We start from the raw sequence: 26,925 nt of genomic DNA, 5'->3' as shown, positions 1-26,925 counted from the left end.
GGGCTTGCGGCCCGCTGAAACACAAAGGGGAGCGTGCTTGGCACGCTCCCCTTTTTTACGGGTGCGAAGCGGAGTCAATGCCCCAGATAGGCCTTGCGCACGTCGGGGTTGATGAGCAGGTTGGCTCCCGTGTCCTCGAGCACCAGGCGGCCCGTCTCCAGCACATAACCCCGGTCGGCAATCGAGAGCGCCCGGTTGGCGTTCTGCTCCACCAGGAACACCGTCACGCCCTGCGCGCGGATGGCCTGGATGATCTCGAAGATCTGCGCAATGATCAGCGGCGCCAGGCCCAGCGTGGGCTCGTCGAGCAGCAAGAGGCGCGGCTTGCTCATCAGCGCGCGGCCTATGGCCAGCATCTGCTGCTCGCCGCCGCTCATGGTGCCGGCGCGCTGGTTGGCGCGGTCCTTCAGGCGCGGAAACAGCTTGAAGGCGTATTCCATGCCCTCGGCAATGGCGTCCTTGGACTGGAAGAACCCGCCCATCTGCAGGTTCTCGACCACCGTGAGCGCCGGGAAGATGCGCCGCCCCTCGGGCGATATCGCAATGCCCTTGCGCATGATGAGGTGCGAGGGGGCGTTGGTGATGTCTTCGCCCTCGAACAGCACCTGGCCGCTGCTGGCGCGCGGATTGCCGCACAGCGTCATGAGCAGCGAGGTCTTGCCCGCGCCGTTGGAGCCGATGAGCGAGACGATCTCGCCCTGGTTGACATGCAGGCTGACGTCGTTGACGGCGCAGATGGCGCCGTAGTGGGTGCTGATGCCCTTGAGTTCCAGCATGGCTTGCATCATTCTTCTCCCAGGTAGGCCTTGATCACGCGCTCGTCCTTCTGGATGGCGTCGGGTGTGCCCAGGGCGATCGGGCGGCCGTATTCCATGACCAGGATGCGTTCGGACACCCCCATCACCAGGCTCATGTCGTGCTCGATGAGCAGCACCGCCACGCCGTATTCCTGGCGCAGTTTTTCGATCAGGCCCTGCAGGTCCTTCTTTTCCTGCGGGTTCAGGCCTGCGGCGGGCTCGTCGAGCATGAGCACGCGCGGCTTGGTCACCATGCAGCGTGCGATCTCCAGGCGCCGCTGATGGCCGTAGGCCAGGTTGCCCGCCTGGCGGTTGGCAAACTCGCGCAGGCCCATGTAATCGAGCCAGTGCAAGGCGTTTTGCAAGGCCTTTTCTTCGCTCTCGCGATAGCCGCGTGTCTTGAACAGGCCCGACAGCAGGTTGGTGGACAGGTGCCGGTGCTGGGCCACGAGCAGGTTTTCCAGCGCCGTCATGTGCTTGAATAGGCGCACGTTCTGGAAGGTGCGCACCAGGCCATGCAACGCCACGCTATGGCTGCCCAGGCCGGCAATGTCCTGCCCCTGCAGGCGGATGGCGCCCGTGGTGGGGCGGTAAAAGCCGCTGATGCAGTTGAAGACGGTGGTCTTGCCGGCGCCGTTGGGGCCGATGATGGCGAAGATCTCGCGTTCCTTGACATCGAAGGCAATGCCGTCGACGGCCAGCAGGCCGCCAAAGCGCATGCTCAGGCCCTCGACATGCAGAAAGCTGTTGCTGCTGCCGGCCATCACTTCACCTCCACATGGTGGCGCTGCATGGGCAGAAGGCCCTGCGGGCGCCAGATCATCATCAGAATCATCACCAGGCCGAAGATCAGCATGCGGTATTCGGCGAATTCGCGCGCAAACTCGGGCAGGGCGGTGAGCAGGATGGCCGCCAGGATCACGCCCAGCTGCGAGCCCATGCCGCCCAGCACCACGATGGCGAGGATCAGGGCCGACTCGATGAAGGTGAAGGACTCGGGGTTCACGATGCCCTGGCGCGCGGCGAAGAAGGCGCCGCCAAAGCCCGCGAACATGGCGCCCAGCGTGAACGCCGAGAGCTTGATCTTCATGGGGTTCAGGCCCAGCGAGCGGCAGGCGATCTCGTCCTCGCGCAGCGCCTCCCAGGCGCGGCCGATGGGCATGCGGATCAGCCGGTTGCTGATGAACAGCGTGACCACCGCCAGCAGCAGCGCCATCAGGTACAGGAAGATCACCATGTGCATGGAGTTGAACTCCAGTCCGAAGAACTGGTGGAAGGTGGTGGCGCCTTCGGCCGAGGGGCTGCGCGCCAGCTCCAGACCGAATACCGAGGGCTTGGGCAGGCCCGAGATGCCGTCCGGCCCGCCGGTGAAGTCCGTCAGGTTGACCAGCAGCAGGCGGATGATTTCACCAAAGCCCAGCGTCACGATGGCCAGGTAGTCGCCGCGCAGGCGCAGCACCGGAAAGCCGAGCACGAAGCCGAACAGCGCCGAGGCGGCGCCGGCCAGCGGCAGCGCTTCCCAGAAGCTCCAGCCGGCCCAGTGGAACAGCAGCGCGTAGGTGTAGGCGCCGACCGCGTAGAAGCCCACGAACCCCAAGTCCAGCAGGCCGGCAAAGCCCACGACCACGTTCAGGCCCAGGCCCAGCATCACGTAGATCATGGCCAGGGTGGCGATGTCGACGGCGTTGCGTCCGGCAAAGAAAGGCCAGATCACGGCCAGCAGCAACGCCGCGGCGATCCACACCCCGCGCTGGCGCGCGGGGATGGCGGGCAGCTTGGGCCAGGGCAGGCGCACGCCGCTGCCTGCCAATAACGGGCGCAGCATCTGCGCGATGAAGACCAGCAGGCAGGCCCAGGCCACGTTGCTCCATTGCTGCGCAATGATGGTGCGCACGCCCGCGCGCTCCAGGTGCAGGCCGAAGATGGGGGTGACCACCACGGCGGTGAGCACCGTGGCGGTGAGGGCGTGACCCAGGTTCTGGCGCCAGCCGGGGCGGGCGGCTGAGGTGATAGCGGCGCTCATCAGACTTTCTCCACTTCAGGTTTGCCGAGCAGGCCCGTGGGGCGGAACAGCAGGATCAGCACCAGCAGGCCGAAGGCCACGATGTCCTTGTATTCCGACGAGATATAGGCGGCGGCGAAGGTTTCCGCCACGCCCAGCAGCACACCGCCCAGCATGGCGCCGGGAATGGAGCCAATACCGCCGAGCACGGCCGCCGTGAAGGCCTTCACGCCGACGATGAAGCCGATGAAGGGATTGAGCTTGCCCACGGCCAGCGCAATCAGCACCCCACCTACGGCCGCCAGCACCGCGCCCAGGATGAAGGTGAAGGAGATCACGCGGTTCACGTCGATGCCCAGCAGGCCAGCCATGTGCATGTCCTGCGAGCAGGCACGGCTGGCGCGGCCCATGCGCGAATGCTTGATGTAGAGCGTGAGGGCGATCATCAGCACCACGGTGACGACGATGATCAGCACGCGGGTGTAGGGCACGAAGATTTCAAAGCCGCCTTCATCACCAAAGCGCAGCGCGCCGGGCAACAGTGCGGGCACGGCCATATCGCGCGCGCCCTGGCCCAGGGCCACCCAGTTCTGCAGGAAGATGGACATGCCGATGGCCGAGATCAGTGCCACCAGGCGCGGGCCGCTACGCAGCGGCTTGTAGGCCACCTGCTCGACCACGAAGCCGTAGGTGCCCGTGACCAGCACGGCCACCAGCAGCATGAGGGCAATGAGGACGGCCACCGGCAGGCCGCTTTGCGTGCCTATAGCAGCCAGGGTGACCAGGCCGGCATAGGCGCCGATCATGTAAATCTCGCCGTGCGCGAAGTTGATCATGCCGATGATGCCGTACACCATGGTGTAGCCGATGGCAATCAGCGCGTAGATCGCTCCGAGCGACAGGCCGTTGAAGAGCTGCTGTATCAGCTGCGGCAGGAATTCAGACATCCTGGGCCTCTCGATAAAGAGATGGGAACAAAAAGGGGTGCCGTTCAGGCGAGTCCATCCGACGATGGATGCCGGCGATTTTCACAGCCACTAGGGCAAACGGCAAAAACCCCGATCGCCCGGGTTCCTGATGGGGAAAGGGCGTCGGGGGGAGTCGCTACGGACTTACTTGGCGACGGATTTGCTGCCGTCCTTGTGCCACTCGAAGATCTGGAAGTCGAAGGACTTCAGGTCACCGCTCTTGTTCCAGCCGATGGCGCCCAGGGGCGTCTCGAAGGTGGTCTTGTGCATGTGATCGGCCACCTTGGCGGGGTTGTCGCCCACGGCCTTGATGCTGTCGATGATGACCTGCGCGGCGGCGTAGGCGGTCATCTGGAAGGCACCGCTGGCGTCGCGTTTTTTGTCCTTGAAGGCCTTCACGATGGCGGCGTTCTTGGGGTTGGCCGAGAAGTCGGCGGGCAGGGTCAGCAGCATGCCTTCGACGGCGGGGCCGGCGATGGCGTTGACCTCGGGGTTGCCCACGCCCTCGGGGCCCATCATCTTGACCTTCAGGCCCTGCTCGCCGGCCTGGCGCAGCAGCAGGCCCATCTCGGGGTGGTAGCCGCCGTAGTAGACGAAATCGACGCCCGCGCTCTTGAGCTTGGTGATGACGGCGGAGTAGTCGCTGTCGCCGGCGTTGATGCCCTCGAACAGCGCCACGTTGACCCCGGCCTTCTTCAGGTCGTCGCGCACCGAGGCGGCAATGCCCTGGCCGTAGGACTGCTTGTCGTGCAGGATGGCGACCTTCTTGGGCTTGATCTTCTCGGCGATGAACTTGGCGGCGGCCGGGCCCTGCTGGTCGTCGCGGCCGATGGTGCGGAAGATGAAGTGGAAGTTCTTGCCCTCGGTCAGCGCGGGCGAGGTGGCTGAGGGGGTCACGACAACCACACCCTCGTTGTTGTAGATCGGGGCTGCGGCAATCGCTGCGCCCGAGCACACGGGACCGACCACATAGTGGATCTTGTCGTTGATCACGCGGTTGGCGGCGACGGGGCCCTGCTTGGGCTCGCAGGCGTCGTCCACGGTGACCAGCTCGATCTTCTTGCCGTTGATGCCGCCTGCGGCATTGGCCTGCTCCACGGCGGTGTTGGCACCTTCCTTGATCATGTCACCGTACTGGGTGACAGGGCCGGTGGCCGGGATGACCATGGCGATCTTGATCTGCGCATGCGCGGTGGAGAACAAAGCGGCGCTGGCCAGGCCCAGTGCGGCGACGACGGAATGCATGCGGAACGGAATGTTCATAAAACGATCTCCAACTTTGGGTAAAGCGGTCTGAAAAATCATCAGGCCCCGGTAGGGGCCTGCGATCAAGACCGCCATGATTGACCGAGAGCGTTAAATCGACAACAGGGTAAGCAAGGCTGGCGCTGCTGCCTTTTTTTTGCTACGGCTAGGGCGCGATTGTGACAGGCCGCCGCCCGCGCAAGGTGGTGGAAATATCAGGGAAAACTAGCACCCTTGGGGGCTGGAGCGGGCTCGGCACTGGTGAGCGCAGGGGCCGATGCGACGGGGCGCAGTTTGGATGCGGGCACGTCGACTCCCGCTGGCCAGCGGCGCAGCACGCGCTGGAAGATCAACGCATTGGGAATTTGCAGCCGGGCTCCTGGCGCGGGGGCTGTGACGTCTTCGAGGGTGGTGTACAGCAGGTTGATGTCCACCACGCGACCCAGGGCGCCGGGCTTTTCGGCCGTGTCCAGCAACTCGATATGGTCGCCCACGCGAAACGGCCCCACGGTGAAGATCAGCAAGGCGCAAAACAGGTTGGACAGCACGCTCCACGCGGCAAAGAACGCCACCGCGCCCACGGTGGCAAAGCCGGTGAAGGCCGTCCACAGCACGGCGGCCGACACGCCCAGGCGCTCCAGCGCCAGCAGGCCGGCGCCACCCAGGATGAGCCAGCGCACCACGCCGTTGATGGGCGCCAACAGTTCGTGCGGAAACTGATAGTGATCGCTGGCGCGCCGGATGATGCGGCGCACCAGGTGCTGCAGCAGCAGCGCCGCCAGCACGATGAGCGCGATCTGCACGCCGGGCACGATGACGTCGAGCCAGTCGTGCATCCATGGCGGCAGGATAAGTTTCAGGCGCTCCAGCATGGGGCGGTTATTGCTCCCGGCGCAGCGCCGGGAACAGGATCACGTCGCGGATGCTGGGGCTGTCGGTGAGCAGCATCATCAGGCGATCGATACCGATGCCGCAGCCGCCTGTGGGGGGCATGCCGTATTCCAGCGCGCGCACGAAGTCGTGGTCGAAGAGCATGGCCTCGTCGTCGCCGCTGTCCTTGGCCGCCACCTGGGCGTTGAAGCGCGCGGCCTGATCCTCGGCGTCGTTGAGCTCGGAGAAGCCGTTGCCGAACTCGCGGCCGGTGATGTAGAGCTCGAAGCGCTCGGTGACCTCGGGGCGCTGGTCGTTGGCGCGCGCCAGCGGCGAGATCTCGGTCGGGTGCTCCATGATGAAGGTCGGCTGCCAGAGCTTGTCCTCCACCGTCTCCTCGAAGTACAGCACCTGCAGGCTGGCCAGCGAGCGCGTGGACAGGCGGTCCTTTTCCTCGCTCATGCCCAACTTCTTCAGCGCGCTGACGAGCCATGCGGCGTCGTCCACATGCGCGCCGGCCTCGGTGTACTGGTAGATGGCTTCGCGGATCGTCAGGCGCTTGAAGGGCTGGGACAAGTCCACCTCGCGGCCCTGGTAGGTGAGCTGCAGCGAGCCGGTGGCCTTCAGCGCCACGTCGCGGATCAGCGTCTCGGTAAAGTCCATCAGGTCCAGATAGTTCCAGTAGGCCGCGTAGAACTCCATCATGGTGAACTCGGGGTTGTGGCGCACCGAGATGCCTTCGTTGCGGTAGCTGCGGTTGATCTCGAACACGCGCTCGAATCCGCCCACGATCAGGCGCTTCAGGTACAGCTCGGGCGCGATGCGCAGGAACATCTCCTGCTCCAGCGCGTTGTGGTGCGTGACGAAGGGCCGGGCGTTGGCGCCGCCGGGGATGGGGTGCAGCATGGGCGTCTCCACCTCCAGGAAACCATGCTCCATCATGAAGTTGCGGATCGAGCCGACGGCCTTGCTGCGCGCCACGAAGCGCCGGCGCGCGGCCTCGTCGGTCATCAGATCCACATAGCGCTGGCGGTACTTGACCTCCTGGTCGGCCACGCCGTGGAACTTGTCAGGCATGGGACGCAGGCTCTTGGTGAGCAGGCGCAGGGTGGTCACCTTGACCGATAGCTCGTCCGTCTTGGTCTTCATCAGCGTGCCTTCGGCGCCCACGATGTCGCCCAGATCCCAGCGCTTGAAGTCGGCGTAGGCTTGCTCGCCAATGCCGTCGCGCGTTACGTAGAGCTGGATGCGCCCGCCGGTGTCGCCCAGCGAGCCATCCTGCAGCGTGGCAAAGCTGGCCTTGCCCATGACGCGCTTGAGCATCATGCGGCCGGCCACGCTGACCTGGACGCCTTGCGCCTCCAGCGCCTCGCCTTCCAGCGCGCCATATTGCTGCTGCAGGCTGGCGGCGTGGTGGCGCGGCTTGAAATCGTTGGGGAAGGCCACGCCCTGGCCCTGGGCCTGGCTATCTCGCAGGGCCTTGAGCTTCTCGCGGCGCTCGGCGATGAGCTGGTTTTCGTCCTGGGGCGGGGAGGGGGCGTGGTTTTGTTCAGACATGATGCCGTGGGGCAGGAAGGGGCAAACCGGCGATTTTAGGGTTTTCGCGAGTGACTGGGGCTTGTCGTTGGATGAATGCGGATGCACCGGCCGCTTGCATGGCGTTCACAAGGCGTTCCCCAAGCGATCGAGCAGGCCGCCCTCCAGCTCCAGCCGCACGAGCGGGCTGTCGCGTGTCATCAGGTGCTCGCGCTGGGCGCCAGCACGCTCTCCCGGAAACAGCGGCAGCGATGTCAGGGACAGGGATTGGGATATGGGGCCGTGCACCGGTGGCATCGCTATCATCCCGTGCAGTGCCGTCGCCGGCTTTGCACTGCGCTCCTGGTGGGTGTTTTTTATTACTTTCCCATGCTGTTCCAGATCATCTCCTTCCTTCTTGACGTGGCCAGCGGTTTGCTGACCGGTGCCTGCCTGCTGCGCCTGTACATGCAGTGGCAGCGTGTGTCGTTCGCCAACCCCGTGGGGCGGCTGGTGTTTGCGCTGACCAACTGGCTGGTGCTGCCGCTGCGCAGGCTGGTGCCGGCTGTGGGGCGCTGGGACCTGTCATGCCTGAGCGCAGCGTTGTTGCTGCAACTGGTGCAGTACCTGCTTCTGTGGCTGCTGCTGGGGCCGGAGATGGGCTTGGCCTGGCTGCCGTGGATGGCCATTTTTGGCCTGGCGCGGGTGGCAGTCTCGGGCCTGATGGGCCTGCTGATCGTCTATGCCGTGCTGTCCTGGATGCAGACGCGTTCGCCCATCAGCGACGTGATCGCGCGCCTGTGCGAGCCGCTGCTGCGCCCCGTGCGCCGCCTGCTGCCGCTGGTGGGTGGGCTGGACCTGTCGCCGCTGGTGCTGCTGGTGCTACTGCAGGTGCTGTCCATCGTGCTTGGGCACCTGCAGGCCAGCGTGATGATGTGATGCCGGCTTTTGCTAAAAACAGTATTTAACGCTTGTGTATCAAGTGCAAGAAGCTATCTATTAAATAGCAAAATTGATTGAAATGACAGCCGAGGCCCTGGCTCAATCTGCCACCACCGGGTAAAACGGCCGCCCCTCGAAGCGCTCCGGGCAGTCCATCATCACCCCCAGCATCACCGGCAGCACCCGCGCCAGCAGCGCACGGCCGTCGCGCACCTGGGCGCGGTTGACCGAGCTGTTCCAGGTCGCGCCGCCGTGCATCAACTGGTTGCGCAGGGTGTACAGGCGCGCAGCTAGCTCCGCCGTCAGTTCCACCATATACGTGTCTGCCGCAATGCACCGGTTGATGGCTTCGTCTTCTTCCGCTGTGGGAATGACGATGCCCGCTTTACTGAGCTTGGAGGGCTTGTTCATAGAGCTTGATCTCACGCTGGTTGGCTTTGCGGGCAGCGATGCTGCGTATGGCACCAAGCCTCGCTGGTTACACCACTATGAATAGTCGCTCTCGATTCTGCTCATCAATTGGTAGCAGTTCAGTCTTCGCTATAGCTGTGTAGGGTGTCTGCCTAAATGAGGTGATTCGGTCTCAGAATGCCCTGGCGGCATAGGTGAAATCGAACCCGCGCTTTATCGCGGCGATCCCGATCCAAGTTGGGTACACACCTTAAGATTCATGGTCACGAATTCATCCCAAGTGTGCTGTTGCACATATCGCAAGCTATACATCCGATCCACTCTGCAAATGTCGGGGCGTTCTGTGTAGATAGAGCAAGCTTTGCTCGCCATGTCGTAATGCTTACAGATTCCGTCGCCACGATCCAGGAAATGTGTTTCGTTGCTCAGGTGGACATGCTGGCAGCACAAGCCACACTGGGTACAGGGGAAAGGCTTCGTCATCAGATATAGAGAAGAAAGCCGTAGCACTTTCACGCTGAGGCTTTTTTCATTGCGATGTAATTAGTCTGCGGCTCTTGCGATGTCGTTCAGGCGTTTTTCTGTGGACAGAACAAGCTTGCCGTCCTTGTCAAGGATGGGCGTATCGATCATGGCCTTGATCAACTGGGCGAACTTTACTGTGCGCACAACCGTTTCGCTGCTTTCGGGGGAGAAGGCGCGCCAGTCCTCGCCTTCGTTCTTGATGACCTTTTCCAGTTCGCTCACGTTGCGGCGCAGATGGGCGGTGATACTGGAGAAAGTGCTGTTTGCCAGCGAAGTGATTTGCCCAATCGCATCGAGCTGGGCTACCAACTTGCCTGCGTCGTCACGCGCGGTCTTAGCTCGTTCGAGGTTGCTGAGTGCGTTGTTGAGGGCCTCTTCTCCCTTGTTGCCCACGATATGGCCGAAGATCATCAAGGCAGGTCCAGCGACGATGCCGCCTAGAACCATCATGCCGCCAGCCACGCCATAGCCGCCAGCTGCTAGCGAGCCACCGCCCAGCCACGCCAGGGTGGCATTGGTGGCTGCAACGCCGCTGAGGGTGGATATGGCCGTTCCGGTTCCGGCCGTTGCCAGCAACATGGTGCCGTTGTAGGCGCCAAAGGCTAAGGCTACGCCGCCGCCCAGCCCTGCACCAACGCCAAGGCCGGCGTCCTTGAATGCCTGGTAGTCCTTGCGCAGGCCTTCGAGCGTTTGCGTGGAAAATTCACCCAAATTAAGTTTGTCCAGTCCGGATGTTTGTGCGATCTCGATGTTCTTCAAACGGCTGAATGTCTGAATGAACTCGGGAATGACGCCATTGAAGGCGCGCAGCTTGCGCGCGCCATAGTCCGTCAGCAAGTCGTTGGTGGATTGACGTTGCGTTTCCACTTGTTTGCGGGCCGCACTGACCATGGATTGTGCGTTGTTATTGATATCGCCTGCATTGCTTTGGTCGATAGCGCCGCTTAGGCCTTTGTAGACGCCGTAAGCTCCAGTGCCGAGGGCAACTGCACCGAGGATGATGGGAACTGGCATGGTTTTTTCTCCCTATTCAAGAACGAGGGCGATGGTTTTTTGGGTTTCGCGGTACATGTTTTCTGCGCGTTCCAGGATTTCCCGGAAGGCGTCGTCTTCTACGCGATGGTGGCGCTGGAATTCTTCAAGGAAACGATATTCGACGGGAGAAGGTATTCCGTCTGCCAGCGCCAGCAGCATGAGTTCGTAGAGCGCGATCCGGATGGCGTACGGATTGGTGAAGGCGTGCTCATCCAGAAGCTCCCGAAGCACCGCAGAAACGGCATTCCATCGGACGGCGGGGTCTTCAGTGTCCTCTAGGAGAGGGAGGCATTTCAGAAGCTTTATGAGGCTCGTCTCAGCCTGAGAGGGCGATGTCAGAAGCCCTTTGAGGTTCGTCTCATACGGAGAGGTCGATAGTAGCGTCGCAAAGGTGGCCAATGCTGGTGTAGCATTTTTCCACCCCCATTCCGCGAGCAGCTGTGTTTCAGCGGCACCCTTCTGGATGGTGAGTTTATTAATGTCGGTCTGTGCGGTGATTTCTTCTTTTGGCTTGCCATCCCAGAGCAGGGGTTTGTCGGCAAGACTCAACAGTTCGGCGAACAGAAGGAAACGCTTCTTGTCTTCGTCAGATAGCAGTTTTGTCAGCATGTTTTTACTTTCAAGTGCTGGTTACGGGAATGGGGAAAGGTGTTTCACAGCCGCAGTGGCTGGTCGGAAAGCATGAAGTCGTCAAACTCCGCCATCGACTGGAACTGCAGGCGCTTGCCCAGCAAGGTGCCGTACTGGTCGATAGCGGCGATCAGTGCGTCGGGTGGGCTATTGGTAGAGGCATCCATGGCGGCCAGGAGACGCTGCGTTTCCTGGCACAGATCGGGGATTTCGCGGGCGAAGAATTCGTCCAGGGCTAGCCGCTCTTCGGCGATCCGAGCGCGGGCGGAGGACTCGATGGCCTGCGTGCGTGCCAGCAGTTCCCGCGAGACTTCCGCGCCACGCGCGGCATCCAGCGCGCTTTGGTAGAACAGCGATGACAGGCTGTAGCCAATCAGACCGCCAACGGCCGCCCCGACGAAGGGGACGGGAATCGCCAACTGCCCCAGCGCAGCCATCATGCTGCCCGAAAGCATGCCTGCACCCTTCTCGCCCACTTCCACCAGCAGTTGCGATTCGGTGATTTCGCCAGTGACGAAGCGCTTGACGGATCCGCCCAACGACAGGCAGATGTTGAGTGCCAATGCCGGTGCGTTGGTTCTTGAGAGAGTTCGCAGGGCTTGCGAGCCCGACTGCTGCATGGATGCCTTGATCGCTGAGCCCGCGAAGGCCGTGCCATAGCCGATAGCGCCCGCTTTGGCTGTGTCCGCGGCAACGGCTTGGGCTGCTCCACGCAGGTCTTGTTTTCCCTGCGCGGTGGCCAGTAGATTTTGTAGCAGCGAGATGCAACTACCGATGACTGCGCCGTACCGAGCTCCTTCCCCGCCTGCGCGGTGGCTGGTGTGGGCGATGTCGAGTGCGGTGGCGATCTCGGGGTGCTTGCGGTAGAACATGGCTTGTTCAGTAGTCATGCCGCTGTCGCATACATCACTGGCGAGTCGCTCGTAGTTTTTGGCTTCGCGGCGCAGCTTGGCGGCTGCATCGGCCTTGCCGTGGAGTTCGGCATGCTGGGCGTTGATGCGCAGTTGCTGGGCCTGGTCACGGCAGTGCTGGGCGGCGTCTTTGTATTGTTCGGACGGCAGTTCGATCCTGGTGCCACGGTAGCGGGCAAACTTGCCATCTTCCTTCGCGATGTCCTTGAGCAATTGACGGGGATTGCCCACGAACTTCATCTGGGTTTGGCTGCCTTCGATGATTTGGCCGTCCAGTATCTGCACCCGATCCACGACGTTGTGGTTCTTAGGGTAATGTTGCGGAAGGTCGTCGCTGCGCGCGGTGCGTACCTCGGAGCGGGCAATGATGGCCTCTGCGTTGTCGCGGCTAGTGGCCGCCACCTCGGCGCAGAAGCCAGCTTGTTGCTTAAGGTTGGCATTGACGTAGTCCGGGTGAACCTTGTGTTGGGCAATGCCCGCCAGTCCCTTGGCGAAATTTTGGCCGGTCTCGTTGTCGATGCCGGTGTAGCCCTTGATGTACTCTGCATTGGCACTGCCGAAGCGGCTCACCGTCTCGCTGGTGGAAAGCACTGCGCCGGTTTGAGCCATGTCTCGCTTGATTTCCGCTTTCCTGCCATCATCACGGGCGAGGTGAGACGAGGTCGTGTCATGGGGTTTCATGGATTCTCCTGGCTGCTACGAGTGGTGGGTGGGGCGATCAGGGACAAGAGATGCCGCTTGAGCTGCGCGAACTCCTCCCGGGTCAGTGCCCCGTTCTGGTACAGCCCGTACAGTTCATTCAATTCATCAAGGTAGCGCTGTCCATGTGAAGGCGTGGGTAGTTCGGAAGGTAGTGGCGGTGTTTGCAGTCGTTGCTTGGGTGCATTCGCCTCTGAGGTATGGGCTGTATTCGCAAGCCGAGAGAAGCCGCGCTGAATGATCTGCACTCCTGCCGATACTCCATAAAGCACGCAGCCAATGGCAAAAAGGCCCAGCAAAAAGAGGATGAATTGCATGGTGCGTAGTCCTTGGGTTGATGAAGACGCAAGAGATGGAGTCAGCGACCCCATTGCGCCAGCGCGTGTTGGAGCCCATCCAGCAGTGCCTCATGCCACTCAACTGGCCTGACGATCCGCACCTCCGGCAACCAATACCGCACCACAGGCAGCAGTTGGTTGATGTGGTTGATGTGCGTGGTGACGAGCAGCGAGCCATCGCTGTCCGCCCGTTGCTGCTGTCGGGGCAATAGTTGGCGGCGGGCGAAGTAGTGGGCCACCTCGGGCGCTACGCGCAGCAGCACTTCAGTGGTGCCTTCGGTGAACCACACGTCGTCCTTGGCGTCGATGTAGTCCTTGTGTGCGCGCTTGGGCACGAAGCGGCTGGCCTCATGAACCTGCAGGTCTTCGATCAAGGCCACGCTGAAGTTCTTCAGGCGGCCTGCTTCTTCCGCCGCCAGGTACCACACGCCGCTTTTGTGGATCAGGCGGTAGGGCTGTGCATGGCGCGGTTTTGCCTTGTAGGTGAAGTGGCATTCACAGTGTTGCTCGATAGCGGCTTGCAGTTGGGTGAACAGCGGGCTTTGCGCACGCAGGTCTTCGTGGGGCGTAGGCTGTACGTGCGTGGTGCGGCGGGGTTCCGGCGTTTCCAGTTGCTCCAGCAGGTAGCGCAGGCTGGGGTCGGGGAACAGGTGCTCGGTGCCTGCCACCCTGGCGTAGTCGTGTAGGCGCTTGGCTGGAATGGTGTCGCGTGCCGTGCGGGTGAGCTGCCAGAGCCCCTCGCCGTTGCGCTCGGCAATGCCGCGCAGGCGCTGGCCCAGGTCACGTTCGATGGTGCGCACGTCCACGTCGAACTGCTGTGCCAGTTGGTGCTTGTCCAGGGCTTCGCCCTGGTGCAGGCGGGCCAGGATGCCGGACAGACGCTGGGCTAGCTTTTCACCCTTGGAGTCGGCTTGCTTGGCGGTGGTAGGGGGCATGTGCGAAGGGCAGATAGGGTGGTGATGGGGACTGTAGGAGCGGTGTGCGACTGGTTGTGTCGATGCGCGAAAGAGCTTTTTGTGAGTATATGTAAATATGTGTGATATTTATTCCGCAGCATTTGTGTGCGGATTGGTCGACTGTGTGAGTCGTTGGGCCGACTCAGCAGTGGTGGCTGCGGACTCGGGCAGTCCAATCAGTTGGACTTGGCGTGCGCGGCCGTCTTCATCGATGCTGAAGTTCACGGCCATACCGAGTTGGGGCGGCGCCATGCCCCGCCAGTCGTTGACGTGGAAAAGCCGGTGCGGGCCGTCGGCCGCTGCGACGACGCCGATTTTTTTCTCTTCGCTGAAAGCGAGAACCTGTCCTCTCATGAGGGTCCCTTTCTGATTTGTACTGAATGCGCTTGTAATGCTTTTGTTGCAAGCGTATGCAGCTATCATTTTTGATGCTTTCTGGTGGGTTTCCAGCGCCATGCGTTGGTGCGAGGAGGACTGTAGGCAGAAGGGGCGACACGTTGTGTCGCGATGCTTGGGCGATCGCGAAGGGCTTGCGGTTTCGCGTGCATCAGGTGTTGTGGGCGCAGGTGCCGTGCGCGCACAAGGGAATGAAAAAAGCGCCTGTGGACGTTGTCCATCAGGCGCTTGGCGCTATGGTTTTTGGCTTGTTCAGGCTACGGCATCCGCCGGCAGGCGCTGCAGCATGGACAGGCATTGCGCCATGGTCTGGCGCAGCTCGCGGCGGTCGCAGATGAAGTCCACGGCGCCCTTGGTCTGCAGGAATTCGGCGCGCTGGAAACCCTCGGGCAGGGTCACGCGCACGGTGGATTCGATCACGCGCGGGCCGGCAAAGCCGATCAGGGCCTTGGGCTCGGCGATCACGATGTCGCCCACGAAGGCGAAGCCGGCCGACACGCCGCCCATGGTCGGGTCGGTCAGCACGCTGATGTAGGGCAGGCCCTTCTTGGCCAGACGCGTGAGCGCGGCGTTGGTCTTGGCCATTTGCATCAGCGACAGCAGGCCTTCCTGCATGCGCGCGCCGCCGGTGGCGGTGAAGCAGATAAAGGGCACCTTCTGCTCGATGGCGGTCTCCACGCCGCGCACGAAGCGCTCGCCCACGACCGAGCCCATGGAGCCGCCCATGAAGTCGAACTCGAAGCAGGCCGCCACGACGTTGATGCTCTTGACGGCACCGCCCATGACCACGAGGGCGTCGGTCTCGCCGGTGTTCTCCAGCGCCTCTTTCAGGCGTTCGGGGTATTTGCGGCTGTCCTTGAACTTGAGGGCGTCGACGGGCAGCACCTCCTGGCCGATCTCGTAGCGGCCTTCGCCATCAAGGAAGGCATTGAGCCGCGCGCGCGCGCCAATGCGGTGGTGGTGGCCGCATTTCGGGCAGACATTCTGGTTGTGCTCCAGGTCGGTCTTGTAGAGCACGTTATCGCAGCTGGGGCACTTGACCCACAGGCCCTCGGGCATCTGGCGGCGCTCGGTGGGGTTGGTCTGCTGGATTTTGGAGGGCAGGAGTTTTTCGAGCCAGGACATGGATTTTCTTTCTGGGGTCTCAGCCGGCGCGGGCCGTAGCGCGCGCCGGGGTGCAATTATGTGTCCAGCACCTTGCGCACCTGGCGCAGGAAGTCCACCGTGATGCCGACCACCTTCTCGTGTGGCTGGTCCTCGATGAGGCCGATGATGCGGCTGCCTATGACCACGGCGTCGGCCACGCGGCCTATGGCCTGGGCCGTGGCCGCGTCGCGGATGCCGAAGCCTACGCCGACGGGGATCTTCACATGCTCGCGGATGCGCGGCAGCATGGCCTCGACGGCGGCGGTATCGAGCGCGCCCGAGCCCGTCACGCCCTTGAGCGAGACGTAGTACACGTAGCCGCTGGCCACGCGCGCTACCTGCTGCATGCGCTCGGGCGTGGAGGTGGGGGCGAGCAGGAAGATCAGGTCGATGCCGTGCGCGCGCAGCTCGGCGGCAAACTGCTCGCATTCCTCGGGCGGGTAGTCCACGACCAGCACGCCGTCCACGCCGGCCGCGCCGGCATCGCGCGCGAACGCACCCTGGCCGTGGCGCTGCTCGTAGCGTTCCACGGGGTTGGCGTAGCCCATCAGTACCACGGGCGTGGTCTGGTTGCGCTGGCGGAAGCTGCGCACCATGTCCAGCACCTGGGTCAGCCCAATGCCCAGGGACAGGGCCTTCTCGCCCGCCTTCTGGATCACCGGGCCGTCGGCCATGGGGTCGGAGAAGGGCACGCCAAGCTCGATCACGTCGGCGCCGGCCTCGACCATGCCGTGCATCAGTGCGGGCGTGATGTCGGCGAACGGGAAGCCCGCCGTCACGTAGGGGATCAGCGCCTTGCGGCCCTTTTCTTGCAGTGCGGCGAAGGTGTCTGCAATGCGGCTCATGCGGCGGGCCCTCCCTTGACGGTCAATCCCCGCATGGAGGGGCGGTCGTAGAAATCGGCCCCCGACAGGTCGGCCACGGTGCCAATGTCCTTGTCGCCGCGGCCGGACAGGTTCACGAGTATGGATTGCTGGGGCGTCATGGTCTTGGCAAGCTTCATCGCGTAGGCCACGGCGTGGCTGGATTCCAGCGCCGGGATGATGCCCTCGGTGCGGCACAGGTGGTGGAAGGCTTCCAGCGCCTCACGGTCGGTGATGCCCACGTATTCGGCGCGGCCGATCTCCTGCAGCCAGGCGTGCTCGGGGCCCACCCCGGGGTAGTCCAGGCCGGCGCTGATGCTGTGTGTCTCGGTGATCTGGCCGTTCTCGTCCTGCAGGATGAAGGTGCGGTTGCCGTGCAGCACGCCGCTGCTGCCGCGCTGCAGGCTGGCGGAATGCTTGCCGCTGTCCAGGCCCTCGCCGGCGGCCTCGACGCCGATCAGGCGCGTGTTCTCGAACGGGATGTAGGGGTAGAAGATGCCCATGGCATTGCTGCCGCCGCCCACGCAAGCGACCACGGCGTCGGGCTGCTCGGCGGCGAGCTTCTGCTCGGCCAGCATGGCGGGCATCTGCGTCAGGCATTCCTCGCCGATCACGCTCTGGAAATCGCGCACCATCATCGGGTAGGGGTGGGGGCCGGCCACGGTGCCGATGATGTAGAAGGTGTTGTCCACGTTCGCCACCCAGTCGCGCATGGCCTCGTTGAGCGCGTCCTTCAGCGTCTTGCTGCCCGACTCCACGGGCACCACGGTGGCGCCCAGCAGCTTCATGCGGTAGACGTTGGGGCTTTGGCGCTTGACGTCCTCGGCGCCCATGTAGACCACGCATTCCAGGCCGTAGCGCGCGCAGATGGTGGCCGTGGCCACGCCATGCTGGCCGGCGCCGGTCTCGGCGATGATGCGCGGCTTGCCCATGCGCTTGGCGAGCATGGCCTGGCCGATGACGTTGTTGATCTTGTGCGCGCCGGTGTGGTTCAGGTCCTCGCGCTTCAAGTAGATCTGCGCGCCGCCCAGCTCGCGGCTGGTGCGTGCGGCATGGTAGATGGGCGAGGGGCGGCCGACGAAGTGCGCCAGCTCGTAGCGGAATTCGGCGAGGAACTCCGGGTCGTGTTGGTAGCGCGCGTAGGCCTGGCGCAGTTCATCGATGGCATGCGTCAGCGTCTCGCTGACGAAGCTGCCGCCGTAGGGGCCGAAGTGGCCCGAGGTATCGGGTTGGTGGTACTCAAACATGGAATTCTTTGCCAAGTTGCTCGTCGGCCGCGCGCACGGCGGCCACGAAGCGCTGGATCTTGTCGGCGTCCTTGATGCCCCGCAGCAGCCTGCCATCGGGGCCGTCAAGCTCCACGCCGGAACTGACGTCAACCGCCAGCGAGAGGCCTCGCGGGCGCACCTGCAAGATGCCATCGGTCACGTTTGCAGGCGTGAGTCCACCACTTAAAACGAGGTGAGAGTCGACGCTTGGTGGAAGGAGTGACCAATTGAATGCCTTGCCGCCACCGCCATAGCCGTCGACATGGGCGTCGAGCAGGATGGCACGGGCGCGGGAGTGAACATGGGCATATTCTACGAGGTCGAACTGGAGGCCCTCATCACCCAGCGGAATGCGCGCCGCGCGCAGGTAGGGAATGCGCCCACTGTCGCTGGCGGCCCAGCAGTCCTCGGCTGATTCTTCACCATGAAATTGCACTGTAGCGCCCGGTACGCAATCGCTTGCAGCTATCACTTCAGTAGCTTTTGCGTTCACGAATAGCAGCACCGGCGTGACAAAGGGCGGCAGGCGCCGAGCCAGCTCTGCCGCGCGCCCGGGCGTGACGGCGCGCGGGCTTTTCGCGTAGAGCACGAAGCCGACGGCATCCGCGCCCGCGGCCACGGCGGCGTCCACGTCCTGCTCGCGCGTCAGGCCGCAGATCTTGATACGGGTGCGGGTGGCAGAGGTAATGGGGGAGGGGCTGCTCATGGCAGCCAATCATACGCAGCCGTGCGCGTGGGCAGGCCCCACTCGGGGCCATACACCGGCCCCAGGAAGTACAGGCCGTCCGGCGAGAACGTGGGCGCCGCGGCGTCGCGCGAACGCGCCTCGCGCACCTCGCGCATCCACTCGGGTGGGTGCGCGCCCTGGCCTATAGCGACGAGGCAACCCATGATGTTGCGGATCATGTGGTGCAAAAAGGCATTGCCCTCGAACTCGAAGCGCCAGTAGCAGGGCGTGCAGCCATGGTTGCCGGCCGATTCGCCGGCGGGCGGGGCGCGGCGCGTGATGGCGATGCGTTGCAGCGTCTTGACGGGCGACTTGGCCTGGCAGGCGCTGGCGCGAAACGAGCTGAAGTCGTGCTCGCCCAGCAGGTGCTGCACGGCCTGCGTCATGGCGTCTTCATCGAGCGCGTGGAACACCCAGCCCACGCGTCCCGCGTCCACGCTGGGGCGCACGGGCGACTGCAGCAGCACATAGGCATAGCGGCGCGCCACGGCGCAGGCGCGCGAGTGGAAGGCGTCGGGCACGCTCTGGGCCCATTGCACGGCGATGTCGCGTGGCAGGAAGGTGTTGGTGCCGCGCACCCAGGAAAACGGCGCGCGCTGCAGTTCGGTGTCGAAGTGCACCACCTGCATCAGGCCGTGCACGCCGGCGTCGGTGCGGCCGGCGCAAAGGGTGGCCACCTTGTGAGTGGCAAAGCGGCCCAGGGCCGCTTCGAGATGGTCTTGCACGGTGTTGCCGCCGGGCTGGCTTTGCCAGCCGCTATAGGCCTGGCCGTTGTAGCTGACGCCCAGGGCCACCCTCATGGCATGCCCCCCAGGGGTTCAAGTGCTGCGTCGGCCCGGCGCGGGCCGTGCGCGCGTGCATGGGCGCGCATCAGCCGAGCTGGGCCAGCAGGCGCTGGGCACGGGCCTTGAGCTCGCCCGAGGCCTCGGCGATCACCTCCTCCACCAGGGTGCGTGCGCCCTCGCTGTCGCCAATGGTGTCGAACTCTTCGGCGAGGGCGAGCTTGGTGGCCAGAGGGTTGTCGGGCAGGGCCTCGGTGGCGGCACTTGCCTCCGTCTGCGGCGGGGGAGTGGGCTCGGCGGGCACGCTGAGATCCAGCGTCAGATCGCCCAGGTCGAACTCCAAAGGTGCCGGGGACGAGTCCTTGACGTCGTTATCGGCAAGCGGGGCAGCGACCGGGTCCATCAGCGCCAGCGCATCGGCCTCGAACTCCAGTGGCGTAGGCTCGGTCGTGAGGGGGGCGATTTCGTCAGGCTCGGGCGCGCCCTCGGCAGGCTCAGTCACCGGCTCTTGCTGGCCTGGTTCCAGGTCACCCAAATCCAGGTCCGCCAAATCCAGCGCAGGGAGGGGCTCTAGGCTGGTGGCTGGCTCTGCTGCGGCGGCTTGGGTTGCTGCCTGTTCGTTGGCGGCTGCGGCCATGGCGAAGGCGCTGGGTGCAGGGGCCGAGGCCGGCGGCGCTTCGTGCAGATCCAGATCCAAGTCCAGATCGAGATCCAGATCCGGCAGTACGGAATCGGGGTCGGTGGTGATGGCTATGGCCGGTGCCACCGGCAGGGTGCTGGGGAAAGTGGTGGCCGAGGTGGCTGGCGGGTCGGCATCCGCCAATGTGGCCGGACGGCCACCTGGCTGGTACAGCGCATTCCCAGGATCCAGTGTGCGGCCCAATTCCGAGACGCGTGCCCACTCGGTGCCCTGGCCGTTGGTCAGGCGGAACACGTCCGCCGCAGCGGATTCCAGTGCCTTGTGATCCTGGCGCTTGGCGTAGATTTCGGCCAGTTTCGCAGGGATTTGCACGCGCTCGGGGTTGTGGCGCATGGCCTCCCTGAGGATTTCCTCGGCCTGCAGATCGCGGCCATAGGCCAGGTACACGTCAGCCTCGGCTACGGGATCCACGTCGCCTCCCACATCGAGCTGGCTGGGCGAGTAGATCATGGACGATGCCCCCGTGGTCAGGCGGCTGTCGGCCGTGTCCACATGTCGGCCGCCGCTGGCGTCGAAAAAGGAGTCCGGGTGAGCGCTGTTGCTCAGGAAGGAGCTGTCTACGGCGCCCTGCTTGCGCCGGCTTTGGGCGACGCGGTAGCCGCCATAGCCGAGTAATGCCAGCACCAGGGCAAGAGCGCCACCCGTCTGCAGCGGGTCTTCGGTGAGCGAGTCGAAAAAGCTGGGTTCTTCGTGCGTTGCTGGTTGCACGGCAGGCTTGGGTGCGGCGGCTGCAGCGGGTGCGGGGGGGGATGCCTGCGCCACGGCCTCCGAGGCTACGCGGGCAGCCGCTGCGGGCGCGGGGGGCGCTTCGGTGCTGGACTGCGCTGGCGTAGTGGTTGCCGGCAGCCCTGCAGGTGCGGGCATGGCAATCCCGGGGGGGCTGGCGGTTGCGGGGGCGCCGGCCTGCGCCGATGCGCCGCTGAGCTGGTTGAGCTCGGTGATGTTCTTGGACAACTCGGCCAGGCGGGCCGTGTTCTGGTCTGCCTGCTTGTCGCGGGCCAGTTGCTCGTCAGCCTTGCGGGCCTGCACGCCGCCCTTGGACAGGGTGAGCTTGTCGGGGCTGGCTGCTGCCGGCTTGGATTCGTCGACCTGCGCCTGCACGGTGCCGCGGGCAGAGCGCTTGGCGGCTGCCACCTCGGCGCTGGGGACGGCGCTGGCCATGCGGCGACGGTATTCGTTGAAGTCCTGGCTTTGTGCGGCGACGATCTGGCGCGCTTCGGCGGCCGGGGTGGCCTGTGCGCTGGCCTCATCGGGCATTTGCAACACCACGCCCGAGCGCAGGCGGTTGACGTTGCCGTCGATGAAGGCGTGGGGATTGGTCTGGGCCATGGCGACCAGCATCTGATCGAGCGAAACGCTGGCCGGGCGGTGGGCGTTGGCAATGCGACCGGCAGTGTCGCCGGGGCGCACCTTGAGTGAATCACTGCCAGCGGCAGGGGTTTCGGCCGTGGCTGGGCGACTGGGTGCGCGTGCCGCCTGCGGGGCAGGGCGGGGTGTGGGTGCGGCCTGCGGGGCGGGACGGGGTGTGGGTGCGGCCGCGGCGGGCGCGGCCGGAGCGACCGAAGGCGCCGCAGCTGGGCGCGGTGCGGGTTGGGCGACTTCGGGCCGCGGGGCGGTCACCTGCGGTGCCACCGTGACAGCGGCTGGCGTGCGACTTTGTGCCGGCGGGTCGAACAGCATCGTGTAGCTGCGCATGATGTGGCCGGAGCTCCAGGTGGCATCGATCACCATGTCCACAAAGGGCTCGTTGATGGGGCGGGCACTGCTCAAGCGCAGCACCATGGAGCCATCAGCGCGGCGCTGCAGTTGCACCTGCACGTTGCCAATCACCGGCGAATATTCCAGGCCCTGGGCGCGGAACGCTTCCGGGCGTGCGGTGCTCACGCGCAGCGATTCGGCCTCGGCGGCCGTGATCTGCGGCAGTTCGATCTCGGCGCGCAGCGGCTCACCCAACGCCGACTGCACGTTCACGCGCCCCAGCGCCAGGGCACGGGCATCGGTACTGAACAGGCCGGCCGACAGAATGGCCGCGGTGGCCAGTACAGAAAATTTCCAGCGATGCATGTGTGCGACGAATGAGGATATGGGTGCAGTCGTGTGGAGCGGTGCTTTTGACGTCATGTCAAGATCTGCTCCAGAGCGTGAAAATGTGTAAAAGCACCATAGCATCAACGACTTGCACTGACAAGCCGAGGCGATGGAGCGCCTCTCCCTGCCCTGTTGGAAGGAATGAAAAGCGGCCCGGCCTGTTGGTAACAGGCAACGATGGGCAAACAGGGCATGGAGCCGCCGCCGATGATAAGCGGCGCCACCGCGGTGGCGCCGTCCGCGGGCATCAGGCGTCCAGCAGGATGCGCAGCATGCGGCGCAGGGGCTCGGCCGCGCCCCACAGCAGCTGGTCGCCGATGGTGAAGGCGCCCAGGTACTCGGGGCCCATGGCCATCTTGCGGATGCGGCCGACGGGAATCGTCAGCGTGCCGGTCACGGCCACGGGGGTCAGGTCGCGCATGGTGTCCTCGCGGTTGTTCGGCACCACCTTCACCCAGTCGTTGTCGGCGGCGATCATGGCCTCGATGTCGGCCACGGGCACATCCTTCTTGAGCTTGAAGGTCAGCGCCTGGCTGTGGCAGCGCATGGCGCCAATGCGCACGCAAAAACCGTCCACCGGTACGGCCGGGGTGCCGAAGCCCTCGCCCTGGCCCAGGATCTTGTTGGTCTCGGCGCCGCCCTTCCATTCCTCGCGGCTCATGCCGTTGCCCAGATCCTTGTCGATCCAGGGAATCAGCGAGCCACCCAGCGGCACGCCGAAATTGGCCTTCTCGGCGTCCTCGAGCCCGCGTTGCTTGCCGATCACCTTGCGGTCGATCTCCAGGATGGCGCTGGTCGGGTCGGCCAGCAGATCGCGCACCTCGTGGTTCAGCGTGCCGAACTGCGCCAGCAGCTCGCGCATGTGCTGCGCGCCCCCGCCGCTGGCGGCCTGGTAGGTCTGGGTGCTCATCCATTCGACGAGGCCGGCCTTGTACAGCGCGCCCACGCCCATCAGCATGCACGACACGGTGCAGTTGCCGCCCACCCAGTTGTTGCCGCCCTTGGCCAGCGCGTTCTTGATTACGGGCATGTTGACGGGGTCGAGGATGATGACCGCGTCGTCCTTCATGCGCAGCGTGGAGGCGGCGTCGATCCAGTGGCCCTTCCAGCCGGCGGCGCGCAGCTTGGGGAAGACCTCGCTGGTGTAGTCGCCGCCCTGGGCGGTGATGATGATGTCGCAGCGCTTGAGCTGCTCAATGTCGAACGCATCCTTCAGCGCGGTCTCGTTCTTGGCCATGGCCGGGGCCTTGCCGCCCGCGTTCGAGGTGGAGAAGAACAGGGGCTCGATCAGATCGAAGTCCTTCTCATGCTTCATGCGGTCCATGAGGACCGAGCCGACCATGCCGCGCCAGCCGACCAAACCTACCAACTTGCTCATTTTCAACGCCCTTTCAGTTTAAGAAACAGTGCCCGACCGCGGGGGGGCTTTTCTGTTCACCCCCGGCTCGTCTGGGCCAGGGAGGGCGCACGACGATGCCGGAGCTGGATCAGCCCTTAATGGTCGTGGTTTTGGTGATTGCGCGCGCGGCCGGCGCTGCCGTGGGGGCAGGCTTGTTCTTCAGCGGAAACGGGCGGGCGGCAAACATGGAAAAACATTGTAGAGGATGCAGCGCTGGGCACTGCATCCTATGGCTAACGCGGCATCAGCGCAGGGCGTTGACGACGGCGTCGCCCATCTGCACCGTGCCCACCCTGGTCGTGCCTTCGCTGTAGATGTCGGGTGTGCGCAGGCCCAGGGCCAGCACCTGCTTCACGGCGGCCTCGATGCGGTCTGCGGCCTCGGCTTGGCCCAAAGAGAAGCGCAGCATCATGGCCGCAGACAGGATGGTGGCCAGCGGATTCGCCACGCCCTTGCCGGCGATGTCGGGGGCGCTGCCGTGGCTGGGCTCGTACAGGCCTTGCTTCTTGTCGTTCAGGCTGGCCGAGGGCAACATGCCGATGGAGCCGGTGAGCATGGAGGCCTCGTCCGAGAGGATGTCGCCGAACATGTTGCCGGTGACGATGACGTCGAAGGCCTTGGGCGCCTTCACCAGCTGCATGGCGGCGTTGTCCACGTACATGTGATCCAGCTGCACGTCCTGGTAGTCCTTGTGCACCTCGGTGACCACGTCCTTCCATAGTTGGAAGGTCTCCAGCACATTGGCCTTGTCCACGCTGGTGACCTTCTTGCCTCGCTTCCTGGCAGCCTCGAAGGCCACGCGGGCGATGCGCTCGATCTCCGGGCGGCTGTAGCGCATGGTGTCGAAGGCTTCCTCGGCGCCGGGGAAATGGCCGTCGGTGGCAACGCGGCGGCCGCGCGGCTGGCCGAAGTAAATGTCGCCGGTGAGCTCGCGGATGATGAGGATGTCCAGGCCCGCGACCAGCTCGGGCTTGAGGCTGGAGGCGTGCGTGAGCTGCTCGTAGCAGATGGCCGGGCGGAAGTTGGCGAACAGGCCCAGCGCCTTGCGCAGGCCCAGGATGGCCTGCTCGGGGCGCAGCGGGCGGTCGAGCTTGTCGTACTTCCAGTCGCCCACGGCGCCGAACAGGATGGCGTCGGCCTCGCGGGCGAGCTTCAGGGTGGAATCGGGCAGGGGATGGCCCGCGGCCTCGTAGGCGGCGCCGCCGACGGGGGCGGTTTCCAGCTCGAACTTCAAGTCCAGGGCCTTCAAGACCTTGACGGCCTCGGCGACGATTTCGGTGCCAATGCCGTCACCGGGGAGAACTGCGATTTTCATGGCGTGGACTTTCTAAATTGATAGCTGCTGGCGTTTTATTGGCGCGTCATTCCCGTGAAAGCGGGAATCCACAGCCGTGAAGGGAGAACGTTTGGAAGAACCTGGATCCCCGCCTTCGCGGGGATGACGGCGGGCGATTTCAGGATGCCATGGTATGCGCCAGCCAGGGCTTGGTCGCCAGGCGCTCGGCCTCGAAGGCGGCGATCTTGTCCTTGTGGCGTAGGGTCAGGCCGATGTCGTCAAAGCCGCCCAGCAGGCAGTACTTGCGGAACGGCAGCACGTCGAAGGCGATCTCCTCACCCTGGGGGCGGATCACCACCTGGCGCTCCAGGTCGATTTTCAGCTGGTAGCCGGGGAAGGCCGCCACCTCGTCGAACAGCTGGGTGACCACGGCCTCGGGCAGGACTATGGGCAGCAGGCCGTTCTTGAAGCAGTTGTTGAAGAAGATGTCGGCAAAGCTCGGTGCGATGATGGCGCGAAAGCCGTACTGATCCAGCGCCCAGGGGGCGTGCTCGCGGCTGGAGCCGCAGCCGAAGTTCTTGCGCGCCAGCAGGATGGACGCGCCCTGGTAGCGCGCCTGGTTCAGCACGAAGTCGGGGTTGGGCTTGCGCTTTTCTTCCGGCACGCCGGGCTCGCCTGGCTGGTCCAGGTAGCGCCATTCGTCGAACAGGTTCGGGCCGAAGCCCGTCTTCTTGATGGACTTCAGGAACTGCTTGGGGATGATGGCGTCGGTGTCGACGTTCTCGCGGTCCATGGGGGCGACCAGGCCCTGGTGGATGGTGAATTTCTGCATGGCGGTTGAGTATGGGGTTGTCAGCGAGCGGCGCGCTCTATGGCGCCGCCGGCACTTTGCACGTCCTGGCCAATGCCCTTGATGGTGTTGCAGGCGCCCAGGGTCAGGGCCAGGCCGATCAGCAGGATGGAGAAGGAGGGCTTCATGGTGGGGCTCGCTGAAATCAAGGGTTAGGCGAACTTGCGGATATCGACGAAATGGCCGTGGATGGCCGCCGCCGCAGCCATGGCCGGGCTGACCAGGTGCGTGCGCCCGCCCGCGCCCTGGCGGCCCTCGAAGTTGCGGTTGCTGGTCGAGGCGCAGCGCTCGCCGGGCTCCAGGCGGTCGGCGTTCATGGCCAGGCACATGGAGCAGCCGGGCTCGCGCCATTCGAAGCCCGCGGCCTTGAAGATCTGGTCCAGGCCCTCGCGTTCGGCCTGTTCCTTGACCAGGCCCGAGCCGGGCACGACCATGGCCAGCCTGATGTTCTTGGCGACCTTCTGGCCCAGCTTCTTGACCACGGCGGCGGCCTCGCGCATGTCCTCGATACGGCTGTTGGTGCACGAGCCGATGAACACCTTGTCCACGAAGATGTCGCTCAAGGGCTTGCCGGGCGTGAGGCCCATGTAGCTCAGCGCGCGTTCCATGGCGCCGCGTTTGTTGGCGTCCTTTTCCTTGTCCGGATCGGGCACGCTGGCATCCACGCCCAGCACCATCTCGGGGCTGGTGCCCCAGGTGACCTGCGGCACTATGGCTGCGGCGTCGAGCTCCACCACGGCATCAAACTTGGCGTCTGCGTCCGAGTGCAGCGTCCTCCAGTAATCAACGGCCTGGTCCCATTCCACGCCCGTGGGCGCCAGCGGGCGGCCCTTGACGTAGGCGATGGTCTTGTCGTCCACGGCCACCAGGCCGGCGCGCGCGCCGGCCTCGATGGCCATGTTGCACACCGTCATGCGGCCTTCCATGCTCAGGTCGCGGATGGCCTGGCCGGCAAACTCGATGGTGTAGCCCGTGCCGCCGGCGGTGCCTATTCTGCCGATGATGGCGAGCACGATGTCCTTAGCCGTGATGCCGGGGGCCACCTTGCCGTTGACCTTGACCAGCATGTTCTTGGCCTTCTTGGCCAGCAGGGTCTGGGTGGCCATCACATGCTCGACCTCGCTGGTGCCGATGCCGTGCGCCAGCGCGCCGAAGGCGCCATGCGTGCTGGTGTGGCTGTCGCCGCAGACCACGGTCATGCCGGGCAGGGTGGCGCCGTTCTCGGGGCCGATCACGTGCACGATGCCCTGGCGCCTGGACAGGAAGGGGAAGAACGCGGCCGCGCCCGATTCGGCAATGTTTTTATCGAGCGTGACGATCTGCTCCTTGCTGATCGGGTCGGCAATGCCGTCGTAGCCGCGCTCCCAGCCCGTGGTGGGTGTGTTGTGGTCGGCCGTGGCGACGATGGAGCTGGTGCGCCACACCTTGCGCCCGGCCTCGCGCAGGCCTTCGAAGGCCTGGGGGCTGGTCACCTCGTGTACCAGGTGACGGTCGATGTAGAGCACGGCCGTGCCGTCCTCCTCGGTGTGGACGACGTGCTCGTCGAAGATCTTGTCGTACAGGGTGCGTCCCATGGCGGTCTCGTT

28 protein-coding genes are annotated in these 26,925 nt (G+C 64.5%); 1 reads left to right on the top strand and 27 read right to left on the bottom strand.

Going from position 1 to position 26,925, the window contains the following annotated elements:
- Positions 1 to 74: 74 nt before the first annotated feature.
- From P7644_RS15190 to P7644_RS15155, 8 genes are all read right to left on the bottom strand, one after another.
- Positions 75 to 785, bottom strand: coding sequence for an ABC transporter ATP-binding protein (locus P7644_RS15190; protein ID WP_404300084.1), 711 nt, complete (start codon positions 783 to 785; stop codon positions 75 to 77).
- Positions 785 to 1,561: a high-affinity branched-chain amino acid ABC transporter ATP-binding protein LivG gene (gene livG / locus P7644_RS15185; RefSeq protein WP_404300083.1), complete on the bottom strand. Its 777-nt coding sequence runs from the start codon at positions 1,559 to 1,561 to the stop codon at positions 785 to 787. Before livG ends, P7644_RS15190 begins: the two co-directional genes overlap by 1 nt.
- Positions 1,561 to 2,820, bottom strand: a complete 1,260-nt coding sequence (locus P7644_RS15180; RefSeq protein WP_404300082.1) for a high-affinity branched-chain amino acid ABC transporter permease LivM — start codon at positions 2,818 to 2,820, stop codon at positions 1,561 to 1,563. The genes livG and P7644_RS15180 overlap by 1 nt, the downstream gene beginning before the upstream one ends.
- On the bottom strand, positions 2,820 to 3,746 hold the full coding sequence (gene livH / locus P7644_RS15175) for a high-affinity branched-chain amino acid ABC transporter permease LivH (protein WP_404300081.1): 927 nt from the start codon (positions 3,744 to 3,746) through the stop codon (positions 2,820 to 2,822). The genes P7644_RS15180 and livH overlap by 1 nt, the downstream gene beginning before the upstream one ends.
- A gap of 165 nt (positions 3,747 to 3,911) precedes the next feature.
- Entirely contained in the window at positions 3,912 to 5,030 is a 1,119-nt protein-coding gene (locus P7644_RS15170; protein WP_404300080.1) for a branched-chain amino acid ABC transporter substrate-binding protein, read from the bottom strand.
- Between the two features lie 197 nt (positions 5,031 to 5,227).
- Positions 5,228 to 5,884 (bottom strand): mechanosensitive ion channel domain-containing protein, encoded by a 657-nt coding sequence (locus P7644_RS15165; protein ID WP_404300079.1) that lies wholly within the window; start codon positions 5,882 to 5,884, stop codon positions 5,228 to 5,230.
- 7 nt (positions 5,885 to 5,891) lie between these two features.
- Positions 5,892 to 7,439 (bottom strand): lysine--tRNA ligase, encoded by a 1,548-nt coding sequence (lysS, locus tag P7644_RS15160; RefSeq protein WP_404300078.1) that lies wholly within the window; start codon positions 7,437 to 7,439, stop codon positions 5,892 to 5,894.
- 105 nt (positions 7,440 to 7,544) lie between these two features.
- Positions 7,545 to 7,715, bottom strand: coding sequence for a hypothetical protein (locus tag P7644_RS15155; protein WP_404300077.1), 171 nt, complete (start codon positions 7,713 to 7,715; stop codon positions 7,545 to 7,547).
- Between the two features lie 72 nt (positions 7,716 to 7,787).
- Between P7644_RS15155 and P7644_RS15150 the strand changes: the two genes are divergently transcribed.
- Positions 7,788 to 8,336, top strand: coding sequence for a YggT family protein (locus P7644_RS15150; protein ID WP_404300076.1), 549 nt, complete (start codon positions 7,788 to 7,790; stop codon positions 8,334 to 8,336).
- A gap of 102 nt (positions 8,337 to 8,438) precedes the next feature.
- Here P7644_RS15150 and P7644_RS15145 read toward each other — a convergent pair whose 3' ends face one another.
- From P7644_RS15145 to leuC, 19 genes are all read right to left on the bottom strand, one after another.
- Positions 8,439 to 8,750 carry a hypothetical protein gene (locus P7644_RS15145; protein ID WP_404300075.1) on the bottom strand — a complete coding sequence of 104 codons (312 nt, stop codon included), beginning with the start codon at positions 8,748 to 8,750 and terminating at the stop codon, positions 8,439 to 8,441.
- A gap of 213 nt (positions 8,751 to 8,963) precedes the next feature.
- On the bottom strand, positions 8,964 to 9,233 hold the full coding sequence (locus tag P7644_RS15140; protein WP_404300074.1) for a YkgJ family cysteine cluster protein: 270 nt from the start codon (positions 9,231 to 9,233) through the stop codon (positions 8,964 to 8,966).
- 60 nt (positions 9,234 to 9,293) lie between these two features.
- Positions 9,294 to 10,289 (bottom strand): hypothetical protein, encoded by a 996-nt coding sequence (locus P7644_RS15135; protein ID WP_404300073.1) that lies wholly within the window; start codon positions 10,287 to 10,289, stop codon positions 9,294 to 9,296.
- Between the two features lie 12 nt (positions 10,290 to 10,301).
- On the bottom strand, positions 10,302 to 10,919 hold the full coding sequence (locus tag P7644_RS15130; protein WP_404300072.1) for a hypothetical protein: 618 nt from the start codon (positions 10,917 to 10,919) through the stop codon (positions 10,302 to 10,304).
- Positions 10,920 to 10,963: 44 nt separating this feature from the next.
- The gene (locus tag P7644_RS15125) at positions 10,964 to 12,532 is read right to left on the bottom strand and encodes a hypothetical protein (RefSeq protein WP_404300071.1); all 1,569 of its coding nucleotides are present in this window, start codon (positions 12,530 to 12,532) and stop codon (positions 10,964 to 10,966) included.
- Positions 12,529 to 12,867 carry an SHOCT domain-containing protein gene (locus P7644_RS15120; RefSeq protein WP_404300070.1) on the bottom strand — a complete coding sequence of 113 codons (339 nt, stop codon included), beginning with the start codon at positions 12,865 to 12,867 and terminating at the stop codon, positions 12,529 to 12,531. The genes P7644_RS15125 and P7644_RS15120 overlap by 4 nt, the downstream gene beginning before the upstream one ends.
- Before the next feature lie 41 nt (positions 12,868 to 12,908).
- Positions 12,909 to 13,823 (bottom strand): helix-turn-helix transcriptional regulator, encoded by a 915-nt coding sequence (locus P7644_RS15115; protein WP_404300069.1) that lies wholly within the window; start codon positions 13,821 to 13,823, stop codon positions 12,909 to 12,911.
- A gap of 108 nt (positions 13,824 to 13,931) precedes the next feature.
- Entirely contained in the window at positions 13,932 to 14,300 is a 369-nt protein-coding gene (locus P7644_RS15110; RefSeq protein ID WP_404300068.1) for a hypothetical protein, read from the bottom strand.
- Positions 14,301 to 14,492: 192 nt separating this feature from the next.
- The gene (gene accD, locus P7644_RS15105) at positions 14,493 to 15,365 is read right to left on the bottom strand and encodes an acetyl-CoA carboxylase, carboxyltransferase subunit beta (protein WP_404300067.1); all 873 of its coding nucleotides are present in this window, start codon (positions 15,363 to 15,365) and stop codon (positions 14,493 to 14,495) included.
- Positions 15,366 to 15,421: 56 nt separating this feature from the next.
- On the bottom strand, positions 15,422 to 16,231 hold the full coding sequence (gene trpA / locus P7644_RS15100) for a tryptophan synthase subunit alpha (RefSeq protein ID WP_404300066.1): 810 nt from the start codon (positions 16,229 to 16,231) through the stop codon (positions 15,422 to 15,424).
- The gene (gene trpB, locus P7644_RS15095) at positions 16,228 to 17,496 is read right to left on the bottom strand and encodes a tryptophan synthase subunit beta (RefSeq protein ID WP_404300065.1); all 1,269 of its coding nucleotides are present in this window, start codon (positions 17,494 to 17,496) and stop codon (positions 16,228 to 16,230) included. The genes trpA and trpB overlap by 4 nt, the downstream gene beginning before the upstream one ends.
- Positions 17,489 to 18,223, bottom strand: a complete 735-nt coding sequence (locus P7644_RS15090; protein ID WP_404300064.1) for a phosphoribosylanthranilate isomerase — start codon at positions 18,221 to 18,223, stop codon at positions 17,489 to 17,491. Before P7644_RS15090 ends, trpB begins: the two co-directional genes overlap by 8 nt.
- Entirely contained in the window at positions 18,220 to 19,044 is an 825-nt protein-coding gene (gene truA, locus P7644_RS15085; protein ID WP_404300063.1) for a tRNA pseudouridine(38-40) synthase TruA, read from the bottom strand. The genes P7644_RS15090 and truA overlap by 4 nt, the downstream gene beginning before the upstream one ends.
- A 70-nt stretch (positions 19,045 to 19,114) precedes the next feature.
- Positions 19,115 to 21,790, bottom strand: a complete 2,676-nt coding sequence (locus P7644_RS15080; RefSeq protein WP_404300062.1) for a FimV/HubP family polar landmark protein — start codon at positions 21,788 to 21,790, stop codon at positions 19,115 to 19,117.
- A gap of 271 nt (positions 21,791 to 22,061) precedes the next feature.
- Positions 22,062 to 23,192 carry an aspartate-semialdehyde dehydrogenase gene (gene asd, locus P7644_RS15075; RefSeq protein WP_404300061.1) on the bottom strand — a complete coding sequence of 377 codons (1,131 nt, stop codon included), beginning with the start codon at positions 23,190 to 23,192 and terminating at the stop codon, positions 22,062 to 22,064.
- Between the two features lie 265 nt (positions 23,193 to 23,457).
- Positions 23,458 to 24,528, bottom strand: a complete 1,071-nt coding sequence (gene leuB, locus P7644_RS15070; protein ID WP_404300060.1) for a 3-isopropylmalate dehydrogenase — start codon at positions 24,526 to 24,528, stop codon at positions 23,458 to 23,460.
- A gap of 139 nt (positions 24,529 to 24,667) precedes the next feature.
- Positions 24,668 to 25,321: a 3-isopropylmalate dehydratase small subunit gene (leuD, locus tag P7644_RS15065; protein WP_404300059.1), complete on the bottom strand. Its 654-nt coding sequence runs from the start codon at positions 25,319 to 25,321 to the stop codon at positions 24,668 to 24,670.
- A gap of 20 nt (positions 25,322 to 25,341) precedes the next feature.
- A complete protein-coding gene (locus P7644_RS15060) occupies positions 25,342 to 25,467 on the bottom strand; it encodes an entericidin A/B family lipoprotein (protein ID WP_404300058.1) in 126 nt (41 codons plus the stop codon).
- A gap of 24 nt (positions 25,468 to 25,491) precedes the next feature.
- On the bottom strand, positions 25,492 to 26,913 hold the full coding sequence (gene leuC, locus P7644_RS15055; protein ID WP_404300057.1) for a 3-isopropylmalate dehydratase large subunit: 1,422 nt from the start codon (positions 26,911 to 26,913) through the stop codon (positions 25,492 to 25,494).
- Positions 26,914 to 26,925: the final 12 nt, after the last annotated feature.

Source organism: Alicycliphilus denitrificans (assembly GCF_044792555.1).
Lineage (GTDB): Bacteria > Pseudomonadota > Gammaproteobacteria > Burkholderiales > Burkholderiaceae_C > Alicycliphilus > Alicycliphilus denitrificans_A.
Note: the sequence above shows the minus strand (reverse complement) of the source record. Positions and strands in the feature narration are given on the sequence as shown.

What these genes read in the sequence shown, in the direction of transcription:
- P7644_RS15090 (WP_404300064.1), bottom strand. Translation starts at nt 18,223, where the DNA reads ATGAGCAGCCCCTCCCCCATTACCTCTGCCACCCGCACCCGTATCAAG.
- P7644_RS15120 (WP_404300070.1), bottom strand. Translation starts at nt 12,867, where the DNA reads ATGCAATTCATCCTCTTTTTGCTGGGCCTTTTTGCCATTGGCTGCGTG.
- leuD (WP_404300059.1), bottom strand. Translation starts at nt 25,321, where the DNA reads ATGCAGAAATTCACCATCCACCAGGGCCTGGTCGCCCCCATGGACCGC.
- livH (WP_404300081.1), bottom strand. Translation starts at nt 3,746, where the DNA reads ATGTCTGAATTCCTGCCGCAGCTGATACAGCAGCTCTTCAACGGCCTG.
- P7644_RS15150 (WP_404300076.1), top strand. Translation starts at nt 7,788, where the DNA reads ATGCTGTTCCAGATCATCTCCTTCCTTCTTGACGTGGCCAGCGGTTTG.
- asd (WP_404300061.1), bottom strand. Translation starts at nt 23,192, where the DNA reads ATGAGCAAGTTGGTAGGTTTGGTCGGCTGGCGCGGCATGGTCGGCTCG.
- trpA (WP_404300066.1), bottom strand. Translation starts at nt 16,231, where the DNA reads ATGAGCCGCATTGCAGACACCTTCGCCGCACTGCAAGAAAAGGGCCGC.
- P7644_RS15140 (WP_404300074.1), bottom strand. Translation starts at nt 9,233, where the DNA reads ATGACGAAGCCTTTCCCCTGTACCCAGTGTGGCTTGTGCTGCCAGCAT.
- P7644_RS15060 (WP_404300058.1), bottom strand. Translation starts at nt 25,467, where the DNA reads ATGAAGCCCTCCTTCTCCATCCTGCTGATCGGCCTGGCCCTGACCCTG.
- P7644_RS15155 (WP_404300077.1), bottom strand. Translation starts at nt 7,715, where the DNA reads ATGCCACCGGTGCACGGCCCCATATCCCAATCCCTGTCCCTGACATCG.
- livG (WP_404300083.1), bottom strand. Translation starts at nt 1,561, where the DNA reads ATGGCCGGCAGCAGCAACAGCTTTCTGCATGTCGAGGGCCTGAGCATG.
- P7644_RS15145 (WP_404300075.1), bottom strand. Translation starts at nt 8,750, where the DNA reads ATGAACAAGCCCTCCAAGCTCAGTAAAGCGGGCATCGTCATTCCCACA.
- P7644_RS15170 (WP_404300080.1), bottom strand. Translation starts at nt 5,030, where the DNA reads ATGAACATTCCGTTCCGCATGCATTCCGTCGTCGCCGCACTGGGCCTG.
- P7644_RS15165 (WP_404300079.1), bottom strand. Translation starts at nt 5,884, where the DNA reads ATGCTGGAGCGCCTGAAACTTATCCTGCCGCCATGGATGCACGACTGG.
- leuB (WP_404300060.1), bottom strand. Translation starts at nt 24,528, where the DNA reads ATGAAAATCGCAGTTCTCCCCGGTGACGGCATTGGCACCGAAATCGTC.
- truA (WP_404300063.1), bottom strand. Translation starts at nt 19,044, where the DNA reads ATGAGGGTGGCCCTGGGCGTCAGCTACAACGGCCAGGCCTATAGCGGC.
- P7644_RS15080 (WP_404300062.1), bottom strand. Translation starts at nt 21,790, where the DNA reads ATGCATCGCTGGAAATTTTCTGTACTGGCCACCGCGGCCATTCTGTCG.
- leuC (WP_404300057.1), bottom strand. Translation starts at nt 26,913, where the DNA reads ATGGGACGCACCCTGTACGACAAGATCTTCGACGAGCACGTCGTCCAC.
- P7644_RS15180 (WP_404300082.1), bottom strand. Translation starts at nt 2,820, where the DNA reads ATGAGCGCCGCTATCACCTCAGCCGCCCGCCCCGGCTGGCGCCAGAAC.
- P7644_RS15125 (WP_404300071.1), bottom strand. Translation starts at nt 12,532, where the DNA reads ATGAAACCCCATGACACGACCTCGTCTCACCTCGCCCGTGATGATGGC.
- P7644_RS15110 (WP_404300068.1), bottom strand. Translation starts at nt 14,300, where the DNA reads ATGGCGCTGGAAACCCACCAGAAAGCATCAAAAATGATAGCTGCATAC.
- trpB (WP_404300065.1), bottom strand. Translation starts at nt 17,496, where the DNA reads ATGTTTGAGTACCACCAACCCGATACCTCGGGCCACTTCGGCCCCTAC.
- accD (WP_404300067.1), bottom strand. Translation starts at nt 15,365, where the DNA reads ATGTCCTGGCTCGAAAAACTCCTGCCCTCCAAAATCCAGCAGACCAAC.
- P7644_RS15135 (WP_404300073.1), bottom strand. Translation starts at nt 10,289, where the DNA reads ATGCCAGTTCCCATCATCCTCGGTGCAGTTGCCCTCGGCACTGGAGCT.
- lysS (WP_404300078.1), bottom strand. Translation starts at nt 7,439, where the DNA reads ATGTCTGAACAAAACCACGCCCCCTCCCCGCCCCAGGACGAAAACCAG.
- P7644_RS15190 (WP_404300084.1), bottom strand. Translation starts at nt 785, where the DNA reads ATGCAAGCCATGCTGGAACTCAAGGGCATCAGCACCCACTACGGCGCC.
- P7644_RS15115 (WP_404300069.1), bottom strand. Translation starts at nt 13,823, where the DNA reads ATGCCCCCTACCACCGCCAAGCAAGCCGACTCCAAGGGTGAAAAGCTA.
- P7644_RS15130 (WP_404300072.1), bottom strand. Translation starts at nt 10,919, where the DNA reads ATGCTGACAAAACTGCTATCTGACGAAGACAAGAAGCGTTTCCTTCTG.